The organism is Sphingopyxis sp. Root1497 (assembly GCF_001427085.1).
Taxonomy (GTDB): Bacteria; Pseudomonadota; Alphaproteobacteria; order Sphingomonadales; family Sphingomonadaceae; genus Sphingopyxis.
The window spans coordinates 1,509,370-1,531,635 of sequence record NZ_LMGF01000005.1; the positions used below are offsets into that span (position 1 = coordinate 1,509,370).

19 protein-coding genes are annotated in these 22,266 nt (G+C 65.8%); 16 read left to right on the forward strand and 3 right to left on the reverse strand.

What is annotated here, in order from left to right; translation table 11 throughout:
- Positions 1-95: 95 nt before the first annotated feature.
- Genes ASD67_RS21645 through gmd form a run of 3 tightly spaced genes read right to left on the reverse strand, consistent with a single transcriptional unit; the run spans position 96 to position 3,596 of the window.
- Positions 96-1,559 (reverse strand): protein adenylyltransferase SelO, encoded by a 1,464-nt coding sequence (locus tag ASD67_RS21645; RefSeq protein WP_056351518.1) that lies wholly within the window; start codon positions 1,557-1,559, stop codon positions 96-98.
- Between the two features lie 59 nt (positions 1,560-1,618).
- Positions 1,619-2,560: a GDP-L-fucose synthase gene (gene fcl, locus ASD67_RS21650; RefSeq protein WP_056351521.1), complete on the reverse strand. Its 942-nt coding sequence runs from the start codon at positions 2,558-2,560 to the stop codon at positions 1,619-1,621.
- The gene (gene gmd, locus ASD67_RS21655) at positions 2,553-3,596 is read right to left on the reverse strand and encodes a GDP-mannose 4,6-dehydratase (protein WP_443028063.1); all 1,044 of its coding nucleotides are present in this window, start codon (positions 3,594-3,596) and stop codon (positions 2,553-2,555) included. The genes fcl and gmd overlap by 8 nt, the downstream gene beginning before the upstream one ends.
- Positions 3,597-3,822: 226 nt before the next feature.
- On the opposite strand from gmd, the gene ASD67_RS21660 reads away from it, so the two are divergent.
- The 16 genes from ASD67_RS21660 (at position 3,823) to ASD67_RS21735 (ending at position 22,250) form a co-directional block, all read left to right on the forward strand.
- A complete protein-coding gene (locus ASD67_RS21660) occupies positions 3,823-4,818 on the forward strand; it encodes an SDR family NAD(P)-dependent oxidoreductase (protein WP_056351524.1) in 996 nt (331 codons plus the stop codon).
- 55 nt (positions 4,819-4,873) lie between these two features.
- Positions 4,874-6,142, forward strand: coding sequence for a nucleotide sugar dehydrogenase (locus ASD67_RS21665; RefSeq protein WP_056351526.1), 1,269 nt, complete (start codon positions 4,874-4,876; stop codon positions 6,140-6,142).
- 71 nt (positions 6,143-6,213) lie between these two features.
- Positions 6,214-7,620 (forward strand): O-antigen ligase family protein, encoded by a 1,407-nt coding sequence (locus tag ASD67_RS21670; protein WP_056351528.1) that lies wholly within the window; start codon positions 6,214-6,216, stop codon positions 7,618-7,620.
- 97 nt (positions 7,621-7,717) lie between these two features.
- Positions 7,718-8,428 (forward strand): polysaccharide biosynthesis/export family protein, encoded by a 711-nt coding sequence (locus ASD67_RS21675; protein ID WP_056351531.1) that lies wholly within the window; start codon positions 7,718-7,720, stop codon positions 8,426-8,428.
- A gap of 26 nt (positions 8,429-8,454) precedes the next feature.
- The gene (locus tag ASD67_RS21680; protein ID WP_056351533.1) at positions 8,455-10,677 is read left to right on the forward strand and encodes a GumC family protein; all 2,223 of its coding nucleotides are present in this window, start codon (positions 8,455-8,457) and stop codon (positions 10,675-10,677) included.
- Complete coding sequence (locus ASD67_RS21685) at positions 10,670-11,929, forward strand: hypothetical protein (RefSeq protein ID WP_156377826.1); 1,260 nt, start codon at positions 10,670-10,672, stop codon at positions 11,927-11,929. Before ASD67_RS21680 ends, ASD67_RS21685 begins: the two co-directional genes overlap by 8 nt.
- A gap of 31 nt (positions 11,930-11,960) precedes the next feature.
- A complete protein-coding gene (locus tag ASD67_RS21690) occupies positions 11,961-12,821 on the forward strand; it encodes an FkbM family methyltransferase (RefSeq protein WP_056351538.1) in 861 nt (286 codons plus the stop codon).
- A 20-nt stretch (positions 12,822-12,841) separates the two neighbouring features.
- Complete coding sequence (locus tag ASD67_RS21695) at positions 12,842-13,975, forward strand: glycosyltransferase (RefSeq protein ID WP_056351541.1); 1,134 nt, start codon at positions 12,842-12,844, stop codon at positions 13,973-13,975.
- Positions 13,972-14,988, forward strand: a complete 1,017-nt coding sequence (locus ASD67_RS21700) for a CgeB family protein (RefSeq protein WP_056351543.1) — start codon at positions 13,972-13,974, stop codon at positions 14,986-14,988. Before ASD67_RS21695 ends, ASD67_RS21700 begins: the two co-directional genes overlap by 4 nt.
- Complete coding sequence (locus tag ASD67_RS21705; RefSeq protein ID WP_056351546.1) at positions 14,985-16,037, forward strand: glycosyltransferase family 4 protein; 1,053 nt, start codon at positions 14,985-14,987, stop codon at positions 16,035-16,037. Before ASD67_RS21700 ends, ASD67_RS21705 begins: the two co-directional genes overlap by 4 nt.
- A complete protein-coding gene (locus ASD67_RS21710) occupies positions 16,038-16,976 on the forward strand; it encodes an acyltransferase family protein (RefSeq protein WP_056351549.1) in 939 nt (312 codons plus the stop codon).
- Between the two features lie 67 nt (positions 16,977-17,043).
- Complete coding sequence (locus ASD67_RS21715) at positions 17,044-18,447, forward strand: hypothetical protein (RefSeq protein WP_056351557.1); 1,404 nt, start codon at positions 17,044-17,046, stop codon at positions 18,445-18,447.
- On the forward strand, positions 18,444-19,538 hold the full coding sequence (locus ASD67_RS21720) for a glycosyltransferase (protein WP_056351560.1): 1,095 nt from the start codon (positions 18,444-18,446) through the stop codon (positions 19,536-19,538). The genes ASD67_RS21715 and ASD67_RS21720 overlap by 4 nt, the downstream gene beginning before the upstream one ends.
- Positions 19,539-19,552: 14 nt before the next feature.
- The gene (locus tag ASD67_RS21725) at positions 19,553-20,326 is read left to right on the forward strand and encodes a glycosyltransferase family 2 protein (RefSeq protein WP_056351562.1); all 774 of its coding nucleotides are present in this window, start codon (positions 19,553-19,555) and stop codon (positions 20,324-20,326) included.
- Positions 20,326-21,270 (forward strand): NAD-dependent epimerase/dehydratase family protein, encoded by a 945-nt coding sequence (locus tag ASD67_RS21730; protein ID WP_056351564.1) that lies wholly within the window; start codon positions 20,326-20,328, stop codon positions 21,268-21,270. The genes ASD67_RS21725 and ASD67_RS21730 overlap by 1 nt, the downstream gene beginning before the upstream one ends.
- Positions 21,267-22,250, forward strand: a complete 984-nt coding sequence (locus tag ASD67_RS21735) for a hypothetical protein (RefSeq protein ID WP_056351567.1) — start codon at positions 21,267-21,269, stop codon at positions 22,248-22,250. Before ASD67_RS21730 ends, ASD67_RS21735 begins: the two co-directional genes overlap by 4 nt.
- Positions 22,251-22,266: the final 16 nt, after the last annotated feature.

Consider the following 22,266-nt stretch of genomic DNA (forward strand, 5'->3'; position numbering starts at 1 on the left):
GTCAGGGTGTGGCGGAATCAATTGGGCTATCAAGCGCCCGCTCGGTAGCCGCAAAGCCAAGACGCTGCAACGCGCTTCGAACCTTGATCGCCAATTCATGTGCCGCAGAAGGTGACATAAGGGTCATTTTCGGCCGAGCCGGGCTGAGCATAGCCGGCCCAGTCGGCGCGTTCGACATGGGGCGCGCGCACGACTTCGAGCAGCGCTTGGAACGGCGCCAGATCGCCCTGCTCCGCCGCCGCCAGCGCTTCTTCGACCCGGTGGTTGCGCGGGACATAGCGCGGGTTCACCGCATCCATCGCCGCGGCGCGTTCGAGCGGATGGATATCCTCGCGTTCGAGTTCGGCCCACCAGCTGGCGATCCAGGGCGCCATCACCTCGGGCTGCGGGAGCAGGGCTTCGAGTTCGCTCGCATCGCCGCGCAGCAGCGTAGCGAGGGCGCGGAAGAAGCCGGTAAAATCGATCGCATGCGCTTCAAGTTCGCCGAAGAGATTGTCGATCAGCTCCGCATCGCCCTCATGCGCGCTGGCAAGGCCAAGCTTGGTTCGCATGCGGGCGAACCAATGGGTGCGAAAGCGGTCGGGGATCGCATCGACGAGTCCCTTGGCCTTCTCGACGTCCGCCGGATCGACGGCGTGGATGGCGGGCAGCAGAGCTTCGGTGAAACGCGCCATGTTCCAGTGGAGGATCTGCGGCTGACGGCCATAGGCGTAACGGCCATTGGCATCGATCGAGCTGAACACCGTGTTGGCGGAAAAGCGGTCCATGAAGGCACAGGGGCCATAGTCGATCGTTTCGCCGCTGATCGCGACATTGTCGGTGTTCATCACGCCATGGATAAAGCCGACCCCGAGCCAGTGCGCGACCAGTTCGCATTGCAGGCCGATCACGCGGTCGAGCAGCGCGAGATGCGGGTTGGGGCTTTTCGCGAGGTCGGGAAAATGGCGCCGAATGCTATAGTCGGACAATTGCACGACATGCTCGGCGCCGAAGTGGGCGGCGAAGAACTGGAAGGTGCCGACGCGGATATGGCTGCTCGCGATGCGGGTGAGCACCGCGCCGGGGTGGGCGCGTTCGCGCTGGACGCGGTCGCCGGTCGCCACCGCCGCCAGGGCGCGCGTGGTCGGCACATGCATCGCCGCCATCGCTTCGGAGACGAGGAATTCGCGCAGCACCGGACCGATCGCCGCCTTGCCGTCGCCGTTGCGCGAGAAAGGCGTCGGACCCGAGCCCTTGAGCTGGACATCGAAACGCGCCCCATCGGGGGCGACGATTTCGCCGAGCAGCAACGCGCGGCCATCGCCGAGCTGCGACGAGAAGTGGCCAAACTGATGCCCCGCATAGGCAAAGGCGAGCGGATTGGCTCCGCCGGGCATCGCCTCGCCCGAGAAGAGGCGCGCGAGCGTATCGTCATCGGCGCTGTCGATATCGAAGCCCAGTTTCCGGGCGAGCGCATGGTTGAAGACCAGCAGCTTCGGCGCCGAGGGCGGCGCGGCTTCGGCGGGGGCGTAAAAGCCCTCCATGTCGCGGTGAAAACTATTGTCGAAGGCGAAATCCATGGCCCTGCTCCTCGCCTTTCTATGTCGAGCCTGTCGGGCGCGAATGCAAGCGCCGGGCGTCAGCGCCGGTGCGCGAGGAACCAGTCGTAGGTCGAGGCGATCCCGTCGCGCAGCGCGATGCGCGGCGACCAGCCCATGCCGGCGAGCTTGGCGTTCGACATCAGCTTGCGCGGGGTGCCATCGGGCTTGCCGGTATCCAGTTCGATCTCGACATCGGCGCCGACGACCTGACAGACGAGGCGCGCGAGGTCGATGATCGCGATGTCGGTTCCCGATCCGACGTTGATGTGCCCGGCGTCCGAATAGCGCTTCATCAGGAAGACGCAGGCATCGGCGCAATCGTCGACGTGAAGGAATTCGCGCATCGGCGTGCCGCTGCCCCACAAAGTCATCGTCTTGGCGCCGCTGGTCTTCGCTTCATGCGCCTTGCGGATCAGCGCGGGCAGCACATGGCTGGAGTGGAGGTCGAAATTATCGCCGGGGCCATAGAGGTTGGTCGGCATCGCCGAGATATAATCGGCGCCATATTGCCGGCGATAGCTTTGCGCGAGCTTGATCCCGGCGATCTTGGCGATCGCATACCATTCGTTGGTCGGTTCGAGCGGGCCGGTGAGCAACGCCTCCTCGACGATCGGCTGCTCGGCGAACTTCGGATAGATGCACGACGAGCCGAGGAAGCAGAGTTTCGCGACGTCGGCGCGGTACGCCGCATCGACGATATTCGTTTCGATGACGAGATTCTGGTAAAGGAAATCGGCCGGAAAACTGTCGTTGGCAAGGATGCCGCCGACCTTGGCCGCCGCGAGGAAGACCGCGTCGGGCTTTTCGCGCGCGGTCCATGCGCGTACCGCCGCCTGGTCGAGCAGGTCGAGCGTATCGCGCCCCGCCGTCAGGACCTCGCAATTCTCATCGGCAAGCCGACGCACCAGCGCGCTGCCGACCATGCCGCGGTGCCCCGCGACCCAGACGCGCTTGCCCGCGAGCGAAAAACCGTCAGTCATGCGACGGGGTCGTGCCGGCCTTGTACGCCGCGACGTCGGCCGCGACCATTTCGCGGCACAGCTCGCGCACCGAGGTTTCGTGGCGCCAGCCGAGCTTTTGATGCGCCTTCGACGGGTCGCCGATCAGCAGGTCGACCTCGGTCGGGCGGAAATAGCGCGGGTCGACCTCGACGAGGCATTTGCCGCTGGCCTTGCAATAGCCCTTTTCGTCGACGCCCTCGCCCTTCCACTCGAGCGCGATGCCGACATCCTCGAACGCCCATTCGACGAAGTCGCGCACCGGCGTGGTTTCGCCCGTCGCGAGCACATAATCGTCGGGCTCGTCCTGCTGCATCATCATCCACATGCCGCGGACATATTCGCGGGCATGGCCCCAGTCGCGCTTGGCGTCGAGGTTGCCGAGGTACAGCTTGTCCTGCTGGCCGAGGCTGATCGCCGCAGCGGCGCGGGTGATCTTGCGCGTGACGAAGGTCTCTCCGCGCAGCGGGCTTTCATGGTTGAACAGGATGCCGTTCGACGCATGCATGCCATAGGCTTCGCGGTAGTTCACGACGATCCAATAGGCATAGAGCTTCGCCGCCGCGTAAGGGCTGCGCGGATAGAAAGGCGTGGTTTCGCGCTGCGGCACTTCCTGGACGAGGCCATAAAGCTCCGAGGTCGAAGCCTGATAGAAACGGCAGCTCTTTTCCATGCCGAGGATGCGCATCGCCTCGAGCAGCCGAAGCGTGCCGATCGCGTCGCTGTTCGCGGTATATTCGGGGGTCTCGAAGCTCACCTGCACATGGCTTTGCGCCGCGAGGTTGTAGATTTCGGTCGGTTTCGTCTCCTGGACGATGCGGATCAGGTTGGTGCTGTCGGTCAGGTCGCCATAATGAAGGTGGAAACGCGAGTTTTCGACGTGCGGGTCCTGGTAGATATCCTCGATCCGGCTGGTGTTGAACGAAGATGAGCGGCGCTTGAGGCCGTGGACGACATAGCCCTTGTCGAGCAGCAGCCGCGCGAGATAGGCGCCATCCTGTCCGGTAATTCCGGTCACAAGGGCAATTTTTTCCTGTTCCGCCAAGACTTTATTCCTCGTTCCGGGGAGAGTGTTCGAGCGCGTGTGATCCGCGCTATTCGGCGGTGCATCCCTTTCCGCGCCTAGCCCGCGAAGTCAACCGGGCTGTTGCCCGCAGGGGAACTTCGCCCTTGTTGCCAAAGGCTCACATGTCTATCGCGGCCATGCTGCGGTGCCACAAACCGCATCCGACAGGAGATGATTGTTGACCGTGTTGATTACCGGGGCCGCCGGATTTATCGGTTTCCATCTCGCGCGGCGGTTGATGGGCGAAGGCCGGCCGGTGATCGGCATCGACATCGTCAACGATTATTACGATCCGGCGCTGAAGCGCGCGCGGCTGGCGAAATTGTCCGAGGACTATGGCGACCTCTTCACCTTCCGCCAGGTCGATTTCGCCGACGCCGATGCGCTCGATGCCGCGCTCGCCGACCTGAAATTCACCGATATCGCGCATCTCGGCGCGCAGGCGGGGGTGCGCTATTCGATCGATAACCCGCGCGCCTATGTCCAGTCGAACCTCGTCGGGCATCTCAACCTGCTCGAAGTCGCGCGGACCCGCGGCGTGCCGATGGTCTATGCCTCCTCCTCGTCGGTCTATGGCGGCAACAAGACCCTGCCCTTCCGCGTCGAGGACCGCGTCGACCATCCGATGTCGCTCTATGCCGCGACCAAGAAGGCCGACGAACTGATGAGCGAGACCTACGCCCATCTCTATCGCATCCCGCTGACCGGCCTGCGCTTCTTCACCGTCTATGGCCCCTGGGGCCGCCCCGACATGGCGATGTGGATTTTCACCAAAGCGATTTTCGAGGGCACGCCGATCCAGGTGTTCAACGCCGGCGCGATGCGCCGCGACTTCACCTATATCGACGATATTGTGTCGGGGGTCGCCGCGTGCATCGCCAATCCGCCGCCCGACGACGGCGAACTCAAGGCCGGCGGCAGCGTCGCGCCGCACCGGCTCTACAATATCGGCAACAACCGCTCCGAAGAGCTGACGCGGATGATTTCGCTGATCGAGGAGGCCTGCGGGCGCGAGGCGATCAAGCAGATGGCGCCGCTGCAACCCGGTGACGTCCCCGAAACATATGCCGACATCAGCGCGATTTCGGGCGACCTCGGTTACGAGCCGACGACCCCGATCGACGTCGGCATCCCCAATTTCGTCGCCTGGTATCGCGACTATCACGGGCTTTGACGCCTCCCCCACTCCCCCAAGGACCGCTGCAAAAGCGGCAAAGGATCAGAGCGAAATGAAAATCGTTGTCGTCGGGCTGGGCTATGTCGGATTGCCGCTCGCGGTCCAGCTCGCGAAGCATTTCGACACCGTCGGGCTGGACAGCAATGCTGCGCGGATCGCCGAGCTGCGCGATGGTCACGATCGGACGGGCGAGGTCGATGCCGCGGCATTGGCCGCGTGCGGGCTGGCGCTGACCAGCGATGCGGTGGATTGCAGCGGCGCCGACCTCTATATCGTGACCGTACCGACGCCGATCGATGCCGACAACCGCCCCGACCTGTCGCCGGTGCGCAGCGCGACGCGCACCGTGGCGGCCCTTCTCGACGCAGCGAAAACGCCGACGGTCGTCTATGAAAGCACCGTCTATCCCGGGGTGACCGAGGATATTTGCGGGCCGATGATCGAGGACCTGTCGGGGCTGGTGCGCGGGCGCGATTTTTTCCTCGGCTATTCGCCCGAGCGCATAAATCCGGGCGACCGCGAACATACGGTCGACAAGATCATGAAGGTGCTGGCGGGCGAGAACGACCAGGTCACCGAATTGCTCGCCACCGTCTATGGCAAGGTGACGAGCGGCGGGGTGTTCCGCGCCAGGTCGATCCGCGCCGCCGAGGCCGCGAAGGTGATCGAGAACGCCCAGCGCGACATCAACATCGCCTTCATCAACGAAGTGACCAAGATCTTCTCGGCGCTCGATATTTCGGTGTGGGACGTGCTCGACGCGGCGCGGACGAAGTGGAATTTCCTGCCCTTCGAACCCGGCCTCGTCGGCGGCCACTGCATCGGGGTCGACCCCTATTATCTCAGCCACCGTGCGCAGGAACTCGGCATCGACCCGCAGGTCGTGTTGTCGGGCCGCGCGATCAACGACGGCATGGCACAGTGGATGGCCGACGGCATCCACGCCGCGCTCGGCAAGCCGGGCGCCGACATCCTGATCCTGGGACTGACCTTCAAGGAAAACGTCCCCGACCTGCGCAACAGCAAGGTCATCGACCTGGTGGAGGCGCTGCGCGGACACGGCCACAGCGTCGCGGTCCATGACCCGCACGCCGACCCCGCCGAAGCGCGGCACGAATATGGGCTCGACCTGGCAACGATGCCCGGCGAACCCGCCTATGACTGCGTGATCGGCGCGGTGCGCCACGAGGCGTTTCGCACGCTTTCAGGCACCGATCTCGCGGCGATATTGCGTCCCGGCGGGCTTGTCGCCGACATCAAGCGCATGTGGCCGGCGCCTGCCGCCGACGCGGCTTCGACCCACCGCTACTGGTCGATTTAACCATCCGGGGGTGGCGCATGCGGCAATATCTGCCTAAGGCGCGGTCAACGACTGAAAACATGGAAGAATGAATGTCGCGTTCCCGGGAGTCCCTCTTCGATCGTTGGTTTCTGGCGATTTTCCTGATCGCCATCCTGCTGTTCGGCGGGTCGGCCCGCGTCGACAGCGTCGGGCTGGTGATCGTGCGCACGCTGGCGATCGTCGCGATCGCGATTGCTCTTCCCTATTGGGTTGAGGAGCGCGGGCGTGACCGGCTGCAACGCTGCCGTCCGCTGCTGCTGCTCCTCGCCGCCACCGCGGGATGGATGCTGATCCAGATCATCCCGCTGCCCGCCGGCCTGTGGTCGGCGCTGCCCGGCCATGGCGAACTCGCGTCGCGGATGACCGCCGCCGGGGTCGAGATCGGCTGGCGCCCGCTGGCGCTGTCGCCGGGCCGCGCGATCCATTCGCTGCTCGACCTGCTGGTCCCGCTGGCGGTCGTGCTGCTTGTCGGGCGCACGTCCGACCAGGACTTGCGGCAACTGCCGCTGCGCCTGCTCGCGTTCCTCGGCGTCGCGGCGGTGTTAGGCGTGCTGCAATTGCTCGGCGGCGAGGGCGCCCCTTATTTCCACCGCATCACCAACACCGGCGCCGCAGTGGGCTTTTTCGCCAACCGCAACCATCATGCGGTGCTGCTCGCGCTCTATTGGCCGCTGCTGCTGTGGTACGTTCATGGCCGCGCCGATCGCGCCGGCAGCCACGCCGCAACCCTGCTCGGCGTGCTCGGCGGGGTGGCGATGATGCTCGCTATCATGGCGACCGGCTCGCGCGCCGGCCTGGCCATCGGCGGCGTCAGCTTCCTCGTAACCAGCATCTTGCTCTACCGGATGCGCAGCGCCGCGGTCGGCACCGAATCGGCGGCAAAGATCGTGCGGCTCACGTTGATCGCGTCGATCGCCGGGACGCTCGCCGGTGCGGCGGCGATGCTGTTGTTCGGGGCCGGTTTCATGGATCGGCTCGACCAGAGTGACGTAGTCGCCGATCTGCGTTTCGCGATCCTTCCGACGCTCAACGCGATGATCTGGCACTATGCGCCGTTCGGCGGCGGTTTTGGCAGTTTCGAGGCGGCGTACAAGATCGTCGAACCGGTCAACCTCCTGTCGCTGCAATATCTGAACCACGCCCATAACGACTATCTCGAGCTGTTGATCGACGGCGGATTTCCCGCGCTTCTGCTGCTGGTCGGCTGGGGCGTGATCGTCTGGCGCGCGGCGAAGCGCGGTTGGCAGCACGAGCAGTCGGCGCCGACCGACCGCATCGGAATCCTCGTATCGCTGATGATGCTGGCGATTTTCGCGGCCGCCAGCCTGGTCGATTATCCGCTGCGGACGCCCGCGCTCGCCGCGATGGCGACGCTTGCCACGGTGCTCGTCTATCGTCGCCCCGACATCCCCAGCGCGCGCCGCAAGGGGCAAAAGACCTCCGCCGGTTTCCGCTGAACCGATGCTGCGTTGCGACATAGGTTTGATTTTGCGGTTTCCTTTGCGGGGTGGGCGGGCTAGTCCCCTCAGGACATAAAAAAGGGATGATGTTTCGGTGAACTTTCGTTTGGCTATCGCTAGCCTGACCGCCGCCTGCCTGTTGGCCGGCTGTGGCGGTCGCCCGCAGCTCACGAGCACCCAGACGCTCCAGGTCATGGACGGCAATGCGCTGCCCGCGCCAACCGGGAACGACCTCGTCGGTGAGACGCGTCCCTATCTGATCGGCCCGTTCGACCGGCTCAGCGTCGATGTCTATGGCGTCCCCGACCTCAGCAAGCAGGTGCAGACTGACGCTGCGGGCATGATCCAGTTGCCGCTGGTCGGACAGATCAAGGCATCGAACCAGACGAGCGCCGAACTCGCCGAGGCGATCGAGCAAAAGCTCACGCGCTTCGTTCGCCGCCCCGATGTCAGCGTCAACGTCACCGAATCGGTCAGTCAGGTGCTGACGGTCGAGGGACAGGTGGCGCAGCCGGGCCTGTATCCCGTGGTCGGCAAGATGTCGCTGATCCGCGCCGTCGCGCTCGCCAAGGGGACGACCGAATTCGCCAAGCTCGACGATGTCGTGATCTTTCGCACCGTCGGCGGGCAACGCATGGCCGCACTCTACAATCTGAAAGCCATCCGGACCGGCGTGTATGACGATCCCGAAGTCTTTGCCAACGACGTCGTCGTGGTCGGCGATTCGCCGGGGCGCCGCCTGTTCAAGGATATCTTGGCGACCACACCGCTGCTGGTCTCGCCGATCGTAGCCCTCATCAAGTAAGATTTGCAGGAAGTTCGACTCGTTCCATGACCGACGCAACCCCCAAATCCCAGCCGTTGCCCGTGCCAGCAAGCCAGACCGCCGAAGGCGATCAGGGGCGGCAGGCCGGCGGCTTCGCGACGGCGATGCCGTGGATCCTGCAATATTGGCGCGTCGCGCTGCGCTGGAAATGGGTGATCATCGGCACGATCATCGCCTGCCTGATCGGCGGCGCGGTCTACACGATGCTCGCCCAGCGCATCTATACCGCGAACGCACGGATCGAGGTTTCGCGTACCGAATCCAAGGTGCTCAACATGAGCGGCGTCGAGCCCGAACGGGGCGGCCGCGTCGAGCAGGAATTCTATCAGACGCAGTATAACTTGCTGCGCGCCCGTTCGCAGGCCGCGCGCGTCGCGAAAAGCCTGAATCTGGCGCGCGACCCGACCTTCCTGGCGGCCTTTGGCGGCAAGGCGCCGCCGTCGTCGCTGCGCGTGATGTCGAAGGCCGAACTCGATGCCGCGACCCGCGGCGTCGCCTCGGTGCTCGGCAGCATGGTCCAGATCAAGCCGGTCATCGGATCGGCGCTGGTCGACATCTCGGTATCGACCCCCAACCCCGAATTGTCGGCGAAGATCGCCAACAGCTGGGCCGAGAATTTCATCGCCGGCAATCTCGAGCGCCGCTATGATTCCGCGTCCTACGCACGCCGGTTCCTCGAAGACCAACTGCAGCAGACCAAGGCCAAGATGGAAGAGGCCGAGCGCGAGATGATGAGCTATGCCGAACGGCAGGGCATCCTCACCATCGCGCAGTCGGACAGCAGCGACCCGAAGGCACCGACCGTCGAACGTTCGATCATGGCCACCGACCTGGTCGCGCTGAACGATGCGCTCAATAAGGCGACGATCGAACGGATCGCCGCCGAGAGCGCGTTGAAGGCCGCAACCGGACAGGCCTCCGCCCTCGCCAGCGGGAGCGCCAGCGTCGCCGGCCTGCGCCAGCGCAAGGCTGACCTGCAATCCGAATATGCCAAGCTGATGGTGATATTCCAGCCCGACTACCCGCCGGCGCAGGCGCTCGACCGCCAGATCAAGGAAGTCGACCGGGCGATCAACGCCGAGCAGAACCAGGTCGGCGGATCGAACGTCGCTACCGCGCGCGCCGCCTATACGGCCGCGGCCGCCCGCGAAGAGGAACTGCGCTCGCGCGTGTCGGGGACCAAGGTCAATCTGGTCGATGAACGTCGCCGCAGCGTCCAGTACGGCATCCTGCAGCGTGAGGTCGACACCAACCGCGAACTCTATGACGGCCTGCTCCAGCGCTACAAGGAAGTCGGCATCGCCGGCGGCGTTGGCACGAACAATGTCGCGATCGTCGATCGCGCGCTGGTCCCCGGCGTCCCGTCGAGCCCGCGGCTGACGAGCAACATGTTCACCGCGCTGCTGATCGGCCTTGCGCTTGCCGCGCTGCTGACGATCATCCTCGCCCAGATCGACACCACGGTCCGCGACCCCGCCGAAGCACAGGAAGTCACCGACCTCCCGCTGCTCGGCGTCATTCCGGATACCGACAACGAACTGGCCATCGAAGAAGTGCGCGACCGCAAGTCGTCCCAGTCCGAAGCCTATCTGTCGGTCCAGACCGCGCTGCGCTTCTCGACTACCACGGGCGTCCCGCGCTCGCTCATGTGCACCTCGACGCGCAAGGGCGAAGGCAAGTCGACCTCTTCCTATGCGCTGGCGCTATCGCTCCACCGCATCGGACGCAGCGCGATCATCGTCGATTGCGATCTGCGCTCGCCGTCGGTCCACCGCCTCGCTGGTGTCGCCAATGGCGCGGGGACGAGCAACTTCCTGTCGGGCAACAACGACATCATGGCGATGATCCATCACGACGAACAGGATGGCCTGCCCTTCATCACCGCCGGCCCGATGCCGCCGAACGCCGCCGAACTGCTGTCGAGCGATCGCATCGCCGACCTGGTCGCGGCGCTGGGCCAGCATTTCCAGCATGTCGTGCTCGACGCGCCGCCGGTCCTCGGCCTTGCCGACTCGCCGTTGCTGGCGAGCAAGGTCGAAGGCGTCGTCTATTGCGTCGAGGCCGAAGGCGCCCGAACCAATGCGATCCGTTATTCGCTCGCACGCCTGCGCGCCGCCGGAGCGACGTTGCTCGGTGTCGTGCTGACCAAGTTCGACGAAAAGCGGGCCTATTACGGCTATGGTTATGAATATGGGTACGGCTATGCCGACACGCAGCCGGGTGAATAGGGTCGCAGTCGGGGGCAGGAAAATCGGTGGATCGGGCGCGCGGCATGTCTCGCGCCTGCCGGGCCGGGGTGTCCTCCTCTATGGCGCCGCGGTGTTCGTGGTCTGGCTGCTGGTCACGACGTTCACCGCGTCGTCGGTCATGGCGGTCTACAGCCCGGCGCGCGCGCTGACGCTCAATCCGTTCAATGCCACCGTCAAGGCGCAGATGGCGAGCGACCTCGTCTATGCCACCGGCGACGCGAGCCAGACCGGCGCGGCGGCAAAGCTGAGCCGCGAGGCGCTCGACGGTAACCCGATGCTGCCCGCGGCCTATCGCATGATCGGCCTCGACAACGCGCGCCATGGCAAGCCGGTGAAACCCGCGATCATGGCCGCGACCTATCTTACGCGGCGTGACTATGTCGCCAATCTGTGGCTGATCGAGGATGCCGTGAAACGCGGCCGCATGGACCAGGCGATGACCGACGTCGATGCCTCGCTGCGCACCTCGCGCCGCGGCCAGGCGCTGCTGTTCCCGATCCTGTCGAAGGCGATCGCCGAACCCGAAATGAAGCCGCAGTTCGTGCGGCTGTTTCGTCCGGCGCCCGACTGGCTGCCCAGCTTCCTGAGTTATTATATCGGGACCAAGCAGAAGGCGGTGCCGCTCGCGCAGGTCATCCTGTCGGTACGCAAGGACCTGCCGCCCAGTTTTGGCGAACTCGACCGGACGCTGATCAGCATGATGGTCGTCCAGCATGATTTCGACGCCGCGCGCGCCTATGAGCGCCAGATCGCGGGCGCCGGGCCGAAAGCCGACACGTCGATCGTCCATCACGGCCGCTTTCAGGAGGAAGGCCCCTACCCGCCGATCGACTGGCACCTGATTCGCGAATCGGCCTATGGCTCGGACATCGCCAAGGACGCGAAGGGCAACCGGCTCGTCGTCGTGTCCGACGAGGAACGGCCCAATCTGGTCGCGCGCCAGCTCATTCAGTTGACCCCCGGCAGCTATCGTTTCGCCACGCGCGGCAGGCTGGTGACCAGCAACGACGATGCGTCGGCGGTCTGGCAGGTCGCCTGCGCCGAACAGGACAAGTCGGGCGTGTTCGCGAGCATCAAATATGCGCGCGGCGTTGCAGCGGATCCCGTCGACTTCAACGTCCCGAACGGCGGTTGCCGCAACTATTGGGTCGGCCTGATCGTCGCGGGCGGTTTCGGCACCTCGGCGCTGCAGGCGGAGTTTCAGCAAGTCGACCTTCAGCCGGTCCGCTGATGGCGGCCTTAACATCGGGAAACGATGCACGATGAGCGGTTTTTCGCCGGCGCGGCTTGTCCGCTATGCGATGGCACACCCGATCGGCGAGCGGCAGCGGCTGCGCACCCTTGCGCGGATCGCGCGATGGCAGCTCAGTGCCCGGCTGCTCGGCGGGCCGCGCGTCCATCCGTGGGTCGGCGGTAGCCGGCTCGTCGTCGAACGCGGGATGACCGGTGCGACCGGCAACGTCTATTTCGGGCTGCACGAATTCGCCGACATGGGCTTCGTGCTCCATATGCTTCGTGCCGACGACCTGTTCGTCGATATCGGCGCCAATATCGGCAGCTTCACGATCCTCGCCGCCAAGGTTGCGGGCGCCCGCGTCATCGCGTTCGAACCCGACACCAACACGGTCGCGACGCTGGCGCGCAATATCGACGCCAATAGCGTCGGGGGCCAGGTCGAAGTGCACACCAGCGCGCTCGGTGACCGCGAACAGGAACTGTGGTTCACCAGCGGCATGGACACGATCAACCATGTCGCCGACGCGGATACGCCGGGCGCGGTGCGCGTCCATGGCACGACGCTCGACACGGTGCTGGCGGGGCGCGTGCCGCTGCTCATCAAGATCGACGTCGAGGGCCATGAACCCGCTGTCATCGCGGGCGCGCCGAAGACCCTAGCTTCACCGCAGTTGCAGGCGGTCGAGGTCGAAACGGTGACACAGGACATCGCCGACCTGCTGGCGGGCCATGGCTTCGTGCAGCGCCACTATGACCCGTTCACCCGGCGGCTTTCGTCGACCCCGGTTCACGCCGCGAACAACAGCCTCTATGTCCGCGACGAGGCGCTTGTGGCGCAGCGGCTGCAAAGCGCGCCGCCGGTCGATGTCTACGGAATCGCCGTCTAGGCATCCGGCGATCACACGCGATGAAAATCCTATATATCCAATATGCCAACCCCGGCGGTTTTCCTGCGGCGATGCGCGCCGGGCGGCTGTGGCGCCGCGACGGGCACGAGGTCCGCTATCTCGGCGTCGGGTTCGGCGAGAGCGACCCGCTTGCGGTCGCCGACGATCTTTCGGATGCCTGTGACTGGGTGTATTTCGGGCGCCTGACCCCGCTGCGTTTCGCCGCAAAGGCAGCCGCTCTGGTGCGGCGCTGGAAGCCCGACTGGCTCTATATCGCCGACGCGACCGCGGCGCTGCTCTGCGCACCGGTCCGTGCGTTTCATCGCGGCGGCATCGTTTATCACGAGCATGACTCGCCGGTCGAAGGCGCGTCGGCACGGCTGCGTGCCGAGTGGGCCGGGCGCAAGGCGATGGCGCGGCGCGCCGACGCCGTCGTGCTGCCCAATGCCGACCGCGCGGTGCTGCTGGCGAGCGATGCCGGGCTGGCCCCCGGACGCGCGCCGATTGTCGCGTGGAACACCCCCTGCCGCGACGAGGTCGGGCCGCCGCGCGCCATCGCCGCCGATGGCCCGGTACGTATCGTTTATGCGGGCTCGATCAACATCCACCGCGTCCCCTTCGCGCTGGTCGACGCGCTGGCCGCGGTGCCGAACATCGAACTGACGGTGATCGGATATGAGACCGTGTCGTCGCGCGGCCATTGCGACCGCCTCCGCGCCCACGCTGAAACGCGGGGCTGTGCGGATCGGCTGCTGTTCCGCGGCGCAATGCCCTATCACGAGCTGCTCGGTGCATTGAGGAGCTATGACGTCACCTTTGCGGCGCTGCCGCTCGATGCCTTCGAAGTCAATTTGCGCCACATGGCCGGGGCCTCGAACAAGACCTTCGACGCGATCGGCCAGGGGCAGGCGCTCGTCGTCGGGCCGGGCGCCGACTGGCACGCGATGTTCGTCGAGCCGGGTTATGCGGTTGCCTGCGACCCCGCCGACGCCGCATCGATCGCCGAGGCTTTCCGGAAGCTTGGCGGCGACCGCGACGCGGTGCGCGCGATGGGCGAAGCCGCACGCCAGCGGATGATCGCCGAATGGGCCTATGAAGAGCAATTCGCGCCGGTGCTGCGGATCATGACGCGGACCCGCGGGGGCGCATCGTGAAGATCTTGACGCCGGTCAGCGGCAATCCCTGGGCGGTGCCCGATTGCTATTATCGCGGGCTGGTCAATGCCGGGGCCGATGTCGCCGCTTATGACATCGGCGAAGCGCCCGCCTCGCTGGCCGGGCGCATCCTGCTGCGCCTGCGACGGCTGGCAGGATCGGTAGCGGCGAAGACGCTCGAGCGTGCGGTCGCCGCCGAAAAACCCGATGTGCTGATCGTCTTCAAGGGCTTCGACTATCCCCCTGCCCTGCTCCGCAAAATCGCGGCGCGCGGTATCCAGCTGGTCAACTACAACCCCGACCATCCCTTCCGTTTCTTCCTGTCGGGCGCGGGCAACGCCAATGTCCGCGACAGCATCCCGGCCTACCGGCTCTATTTCACTTACAGCGGCCCGATCGGGCGCGAAATGCGCGAGGCCTATCCGGACCTGCCCGTCGCTGTGCTACCGTTCGGTCATGCGGTCGACGATGCGCTGCACGACGAACTGGCGAGCGAGCCCGAGGTGCTCCGCGGCTGTTTCAACGCCAATCCCGACGAGGATCGCGCGGCGGCGGTCCGGCTGCTCATCGAAAATGGCGTCGCGATGGACCTGTTCGGCTGGGGGTGGGAGAAGTTCCTGACCCCGGGGCCGATGCTCGGCATCTATCCGGTCGAGCGCGGCACCGACATGCTGCGCGTCCTGCGGCGCTACCGGTTCCAGCTCAACATGTTCCGGCCGCACAACGAAGGCTCACATAATCTGCGCAGCTTCGAAGTGCCGGCGGTCGGCGGCATATTGCTGGCGCCCGACAGCCCCGAGCATCGCGACTTCTTTGTGGCCGACCGCGACGCCTTCTATTTCGCCACCCCCGCCGAAATGCTGGCGAAGGCCCAGCGGCTGCTGGCGATGCCCGCCGCCGAGGCCGATGAAGTTCGGGCTTCGGCGCGACGGCGGACGGTCGAAATCGAATCCCATTTCGACGACCGCGCGCGCGCGATGCTCGCCGAGATTCGCCGGGTGATCACGGCATGAAGGTGCTGCTGCTCCTCAACGAAGATTATCAGGCGGCGAGCGGTATCGCGCAATATAATCGCAACGTCGCCGACGCGCTGCGCGGGATCGACGACGCCGAAATGCGGATCGTCTGCCGCGGGCGGATGGCGAGCGCCGCCGCCGACAAGGCGGTGTTCGGCGTGCAGGCGCTGTTCCACTGCCTCGTCTGGCGCCCCGACCTGATCTTTGTCGGCCATATCAACCTCGTCCCGCTGGTCATCGGGATCGCGCGGCGTTTCGGCATCCCGGTCGTCCTCCCTGCGCATGGCATCGAAGTGTGGGACAAGCCGGGTCCCTCGCGGCTGCTCGCCACCGAACAGGTGACCGAAATCTGGCCGGTGAGCCGGACGACGCAGGACCGGATGCGCGACTGGATGCCGGGTGTGCCGATGCACATCGTCCATAATTGCGTCGAGCTGTCGGACTTCACCCCCGGCCTCCGGCCTGACTATCTGGTCTATCGTTACGGGCTGGCGGGCAAGAAAGTGGTGATGACGCTGGCGCGCCTGCCCGGATGGGATCGGCACAAGGGCGTCGACGAGATGATCCAGGCGATGGCCGACCTCAAGGAGCGCCAGCCCGACCTGCGCTATCTCGTCGCCGGCGAGGGCCCCGACAAACAGCGGCTGATCGATCTCGCCGCTGCGCTGGGGGTCGCCGACACGGTGATCTTCGCCGGTTTCATCGACCGCGCCGAAAAGCTCGATCACTACCGGCTCGCCGATGCCTTCGCGATGCCCAGCCGCGGCGAGGGTTTCGGTATCGTCTTTCTCGAATCGCTGGCGTGCGGGGTGCCGGTGATGGGCAGCACGCTCGATGGCGGGCGCGACGCGCTGCTCGACGGCGAATTGGGTCTGCTGGTCGATCCGGGCGATCGCGCCGCGGTCGCGGCGGGGGTCGAGACGGTGCTGACGGCCAAGGCGCCGCCGCGTGCGGCGCTTGACGTCTACAGCTTCGGCGCCTTTGCAAAGAGCATCGAGCAAGCGATGCGCGCGCTGATCGCCGGCACCGGCCTCGGACGACCCTAGATGGAGACGGCAACGCCGCCACCGCGCGCCTTATGGGTCGACCGCGCCAAGGGCTATGGCATCATCCTGGTCGTCATCGGACATATCGCGACCGTCGACCGGCTGGTCCACGATATCTTCCTGTTTCACATGCCGCTGTTCTTTTTCCTGTCGGGTCTCACTTTCAGGTCCTTCACCGGCGTGCGCGCGACGCTCGCCAAGGCGCGGGCGCTGCTGCTCCCCTATGCCGCCTTCGCCCTGCTCATCCTGTTTTGCCTGCTCACCGCCAATGCGGCGCTGGGAAGCGGGCTTCCCGTACCCGGCCCGCTTCACTTCCTGTTCGGCGGCACCTTCCTGACCGGTGCGTTCGGGACCTTCTGGTTCCCGACCGCGTTGCTCGTCACCTTGCTGCTGTTGAACCTGCTGCTTCGCCTGCCCTTGTGGGCGCAGGGCGTCGTCCTCGCCGCGACAGCGACCGCTTCCTTCCTGCTCGGCGGTCTCACGCCGTTCAATCCCTATGGCCTGCTGACCGTCGGCATGGCGCTGCCCTTTGCCGCTGCCGGCCATCATGTCGGACTCGATCGGGTCGCAAAACCCGATTGGAAGGCGGCGGCCGGGCTGGCGCTGTGCGCCGCCGCCTTCTTCCTCCTCGCCCCCTATGGCGGAAAGGTCGATTTCAAATATCTGGATTATGGCGCCTTTCCGGTCGCAACCCTCGCCGCTGCCGCCGCGATCGCCGCGATCTGCTTCGTTTCCGCTGTCCCCGTCCCCGGCGTCGCGACGATCGGGCGCGCGTCATTGACGATCATGTACACCCATCTCCTGGTGCTGATGCTGCTCAAACCCGCCTTGGAATGGCCGATTATCGTGGTCGTGGCGGTTGCTGTCGGAGTCGCGCTGCATCAGCTGTTCGCCCTGTCTTCGCCGACGCGGCGGCTGTTGCTCGGCATGCGCGCCTGATGCGTACCGCATCGACATGGTCCGCGGCGCTCGACAGCGCGCGCGTAGCAGGGCATTAGGACCGCGCATGCTTTTCGAAACCGCAGAATCCACGATCCTGTTCTGGCTGTCGGTCGGCGCCGTCACGATGTTCGGCGTGATGGCGCACACGATCCGCTCGAACAAGGGTACGCTCGGCTTTCCGATGGCCATGCTGTTCGCGCTGGCGATCATGCATGTGGCCGCCGGCGTTCACCTGATTCCCGGATATTACCACCAGTACGACCCCTATCTGAACGGCATCGGCTATACCCGCGACACGGTGGCCAAGGGGTTGCAGGTTTCGACCATCGGCTTCGTGATGATGGCGCTGGGCATCTGGTTGATGTCGTATCTGGGCGACAATTATCACGTCGATTTCGACGCGCGCCGTATGCCGGCCCGGTTCCTCCGCGTGGCGCAGAAAAGCGTGCTGGCGATTGGCGTGTTCTTCTTTTTCGCCATCACCGTCGTTCCCGCCATCGCGCAGATTCCGACGATCGGCGCCGTCATCGTCAGCGGCAAGAACCTGCTGATCATCGGTATCTGCTTGTCGATCCTGCGCCGCGTCTGGCTGAACGAGGGTCTGACGATGTGGCAGATCGGTGCGATCACCGTCGCCATTCCCATCGCCAACCTGCTCGGCAACGCGATTCTGGCCGACGCGGTCGCGGCGATCATCATCATCGGCTGTTTCTGGCTGACCATTGCGGGCCGTCGTTTCGGCATCGGCCGGGTGATACTCGCGGTCGTTGCCGCCAGCTATATCTTCCTGTTCCTGTCGACCAACTATCTGCTGACCCGCGGTCAGTTTCGCGAAGTGGTGTGGGAGCCGACATCGACGCTGTCGGAGCGCGTCGACGGGCTCGTCGACGCGATCGGCCAGTTCGGCTCGCTGTCGAGCAGCGACCAGAAGCAGCTCTACGTCCTCGACTCGCGTCTGAATCAGAGCCTGTTCACCGGCATGGCGGTCGAAAAACTCCAGGCGCAGCCCGACACCTATGAAAATGGCTCGACGCTGCTCGCCGGTCTGTTTGCGTTCGTTCCGCGCGCGATCTGGACGACCAAGCCGGTCCGCGGCGGCTCGGAATTCCTCACCGCGCATACCGGCTATCAGGCAAGCAACGAAACAACGTTCGGCATCGGGCCCTTTTTTGAGTTTTATGCCAATTTCGCGATGTTCGGCGTGATCTTCTTCTCGTTCCTGATGGGCCTGTTCGTCCGCTATCTCGACCTGCGGGCCTATCGCGCGCTCGCCGACGGGCGGATGACCGAGGCGATCCCGCTGATGTCGGGTCTGGTCGCGATGGTCCAGCCGCTGGCGAACATGTCGAGCCTGTTCTCGACCTTCTACGCCTCGCTGGTGATCGGCTTCATCGTGGCGAAGATCCTCGAGCGCTATCTCGATATCCGGCAGTTCGCCGAGAAACAGGGCCGAACCCAGCGGGTATGACGCGAATCCTGCTGACCAATCCCAGTTTCCGGCTCGAACATGGCGGTCCGGCCTATTCGGTCGGACGGCTGGCGGGGGCGCTCGCAGCGCTGGGCCATGACGTCACGGTGTGGGCCGCCGACGGCAGCGCCGACCGTGTCGCGACGATGGACCCCAGCGGCAGCGTGAAGATCGCCGCCGCCGAACTGGACATGGTCCTGACCGCGCAGCGCTGGGACGTGGTGCACGACAATGGCCTTTGGCTGCCCCATGGCGCGCGGATCGCCGGCCACTGCCGTACCCACGCGATCCCGCGCCTGCTGAGTGTCAGGGGCATGATGCAGCCCTGGGCGTGGAACCACCGGCGCTGGAAGAAGCGCCTTGCCTGGGCGCTGTACCAGAAGCGCGGGGTCGAACAGGCCGCGCGGCTGCACGCCACGGCGGACGACGAGGTCGCGCGCATCCGCGAACGTTATCCCGCGCGGCGGCCGCTGCTGATCGCCAACGGTATCGACATTCCGGACCAGCCGCCGCGCGCGCCAAAGGCCGATGGCGCGGTCCGTACCGCGTTGTTCCTGGGCCGGATCCATCCGGTGAAGGGCTTGACGATGCTGGTCGATGCCTGGGCCGCGGTCAGGCCGGCGGGCTGGCGGCTGCAACTGGTCGGCCCCGACGAGGACGGGTTCCGCGCGCAACTGGAAGCGCAAATCGCCGCCGCAGGCCTTTCGGATACAATTTCGCTTGCAGGCCCCGCGAGTGGTGCCGCGAAAACCGCATTCTATGACGAGGCGTCGCTGTTCCTGCTGCCGAGCTATACCGAGAATTTCGGGATTTCGGCGGCAGAGGCGCTGGCCCACGCCATTCCCGTCATCACGACGACCGGGACGCCCTGGCAGGTTCTGGAAACTGAGGGCTGCGGCTGGTGGGTCGCGCCCGAGACCGCGGCGATCGCAGCCGCCCTCGCCGACGCGACCGCGCGGCCCGACCGCGACCTGATCGCCATGGGTGCGACGGGACGTTCATGGGTTGCCGATAACCTGCACTGGCCCGCCATTGCCAAGCAGTTTGCCGATGCCTATGCGGACGCGATAGCCAACCCTTCGTTGGTTTAATCGGGGGATTTTCGTTGGTTGTTCCCGGCGTGCGCTTTTCGATCGTCACCGTCTGCTATAATCCCGGCGAGACGATCCTGGCCTGCCTGCGTTCGGTCGCCGAGCAGGGCTATCCGCATATCGAACATATCGTCATCGACGGCGCCTCGCCCGACGGCACCGCCGAACGCATCGCTGCGCTCGACTGGTTCAAGGGCCGGCTGGTGTCCGAACCCGACAAGGGCATTTACGACGCGATGAACAAGGGCGCCGCGCTTGCGACCGGCGATTATCTGGGCTTCCTGAACGCTGACGACTGGCTCGGTGACCCCGATGCGATCGCTAGGCTCGCTGCCGCTGCCGCCGCACATCCGGGCGCCGATGCGGTGCAGGGCGATGTCGTCATCGTCGATCCCGACAAGCCGGGGCGCCAACGCTATTATTCGGGCGCCGGCAACTGGCAGCGACGCCTGCGCTGGGGCCAGATGCCGCCGCATCCCGGTTTCTACATGCGCAGCGACCTGTTCCGCGAAATGGGCGGCTTTGCCACCGATTACCGGATCGCTGCCGATTACGACCTGATGCTCCGCTTCTTCTGCACCGCGGGGCGCCAGGCGGTGCATGTGCCCTCCCCGATCGTCACCATGGCGACCGGCGGCGTATCGAACCAGGGCTTGCAGAGCCGCAAAATCATCAACCGCGAAATCGGCGTCGCGTGCAAGCGCAACGGGGTGAAGACCAATTCGCTGATGATCTGGTCGAAATATCTCACCAAAATCTTCCAATATTGGCCGCGCAAGGCGGTTTGATGCCTAGCGGGACGACCCTTGTCACCGGCGCCAACGGCTTCGTCGGGGCCGAGATCGTGCGCCAATTGCGCGCGCAGGGCCTGGCCGCGCGCAGCGCGGTGCGGACGGTGGCCGGCGCCGATGAGGTCGCGGTCGGCGATATCGGCCCCGATACCGACTGGAGCGCTGCGCTCGCCGGGGTCGATCGGGTGATCCACTGCGCGGCGCGTGTCCATCAGATGGACGACCGCGCAACCGATCCGCTCGCTGCCTTCCGCGCCGTCAACCGCGACGGCACCGCCGCCTTGGCGCGGCAGGCCGCGGCCGCGGGGGCGACGCGACTCGTCTTTCTGAGCTCGATCAAGGTCAATGGCGAGACGACGCGCGGCCGCGCGCCTTTCACCGCCGCCGATGCGGCGTCGCCGCAAGACCCTTATGGCCAGTCCAAATGGGAGGCCGAACAGGACCTCCATGCCATCGCCGCCGAAACGGGTCTCGAAGTGACCATCGTCCGCCCGCCGCTCGTCTATGGCCCCACAGTGCGCGCCAATTTCGCGCGCATGGTGTCGTGGGTGGCGCGCGGGCGCCCCCTGCCCTTCGGCCTTTGCAACAACCGGCGCAGTCTGGTCGCGGTGGCCAATCTCGCCTCGCTCGCGATCGCGGCGAGCCGGCATCCGGCCGCGGCGGGCGCGACGCTGATGGCGAGCGACGCCGAAAGCGTCAGCGTGCGAGAGTTGCTGGCACAGATCGGCATCGCCTTCGGCCGCCCCGCGCGATTGTTGCCGGTGCCCGTTGCGCTGCTGCGGCTGCTCGGCAGTGTCATCGGCCAGCGCGCCGCGATCGACCGCCTGTGCGACCCGCTGCTGGTCGATGGCGCTCCGACGCGTGCATTGCTCGGCTGGCACCCGCCGGTGACGATGGCCGAGGAACTGGCGCGCATGGCGGCAGCGGAGCGGCGCGCATGATCGATACCGGCCTCGCGCTCACCGGCATCTGCCTGATCGCCACGCTTATGCTGCTCAGCCTCTATGTCGGCTGGGCGAAGCAGCGGATGGTCGACACGCCGAACGAGCGCAGCGCGCATGTCGTCGCGACCCCGACCGGCGGCGGGATCGTTTTCCTGTCGGTCTGGGTCGTCATGCTCGCCGCCGGGGCGCTGCTCATCCCCTATCAGGTCATTCCCGCCCTCGCGCTCGGCCCCGCCGTCGTGGCGCTGATGTGGCTCGGCTGGATCGACGACCGCACGCCCCTGCCGACGTCCTTGCGCTTCGCGGTCCAGTTCGGCTCGGCGGGGCTGTTCCTGCTGCTCTGGCCATGGCCCGACACGATCGGCCCCTGGTTCTGGCCGCTGGCGATCGTCGCGCTGCTCTATCTCGTCTATTCGGCGAATATCACCAATTTCATGGACGGCATCGACGGCATCGTCGCGCTGCAGATGCTTGGCTTCGTCGCCGGCACGCTGCTGATCCTGCCACCCACCGTGCTGACCCTGCCGATGCTGTTGCTCGGCGCGGCGGTGCTCGGTTTCTTCCTGTTCAACCGGCCGCCGGCCAAGCTGTTCATGGGCGACAGCGGCAGCGCGCCGCTGGGGCTGATCGTCGCCGCGGTCACGCTGGCGGTCGCGGCGTCGAACTGGCGCTTCGGACTCGCGCTGCTCGTGTTGCAGGGGGTGTTCCTGTGCGACAGCGCGGTCACGCTGCTCCGCCGTTTCCTGCGCCGTCAGAATGTGACGCACGCCCACAGCGAGCATGCCTATCAGCACGCCAAGCGCCGCTGGGGGCACGCGCGGGTCAGCTATGGCCTGTTCGCGCTGACGCTGCTGATCCAGCTGCCCGTCGCGTATGCGGTGGCGTGGAAACTGCCCTTCTGGATCGCCGGAATCGACCTCGTTCTGCTCGCGCTGCTCGCCGCACTCTTCCGCGCCGGGGCACCGCGCGCCGATTGATCTTTTTGCGCAGCTT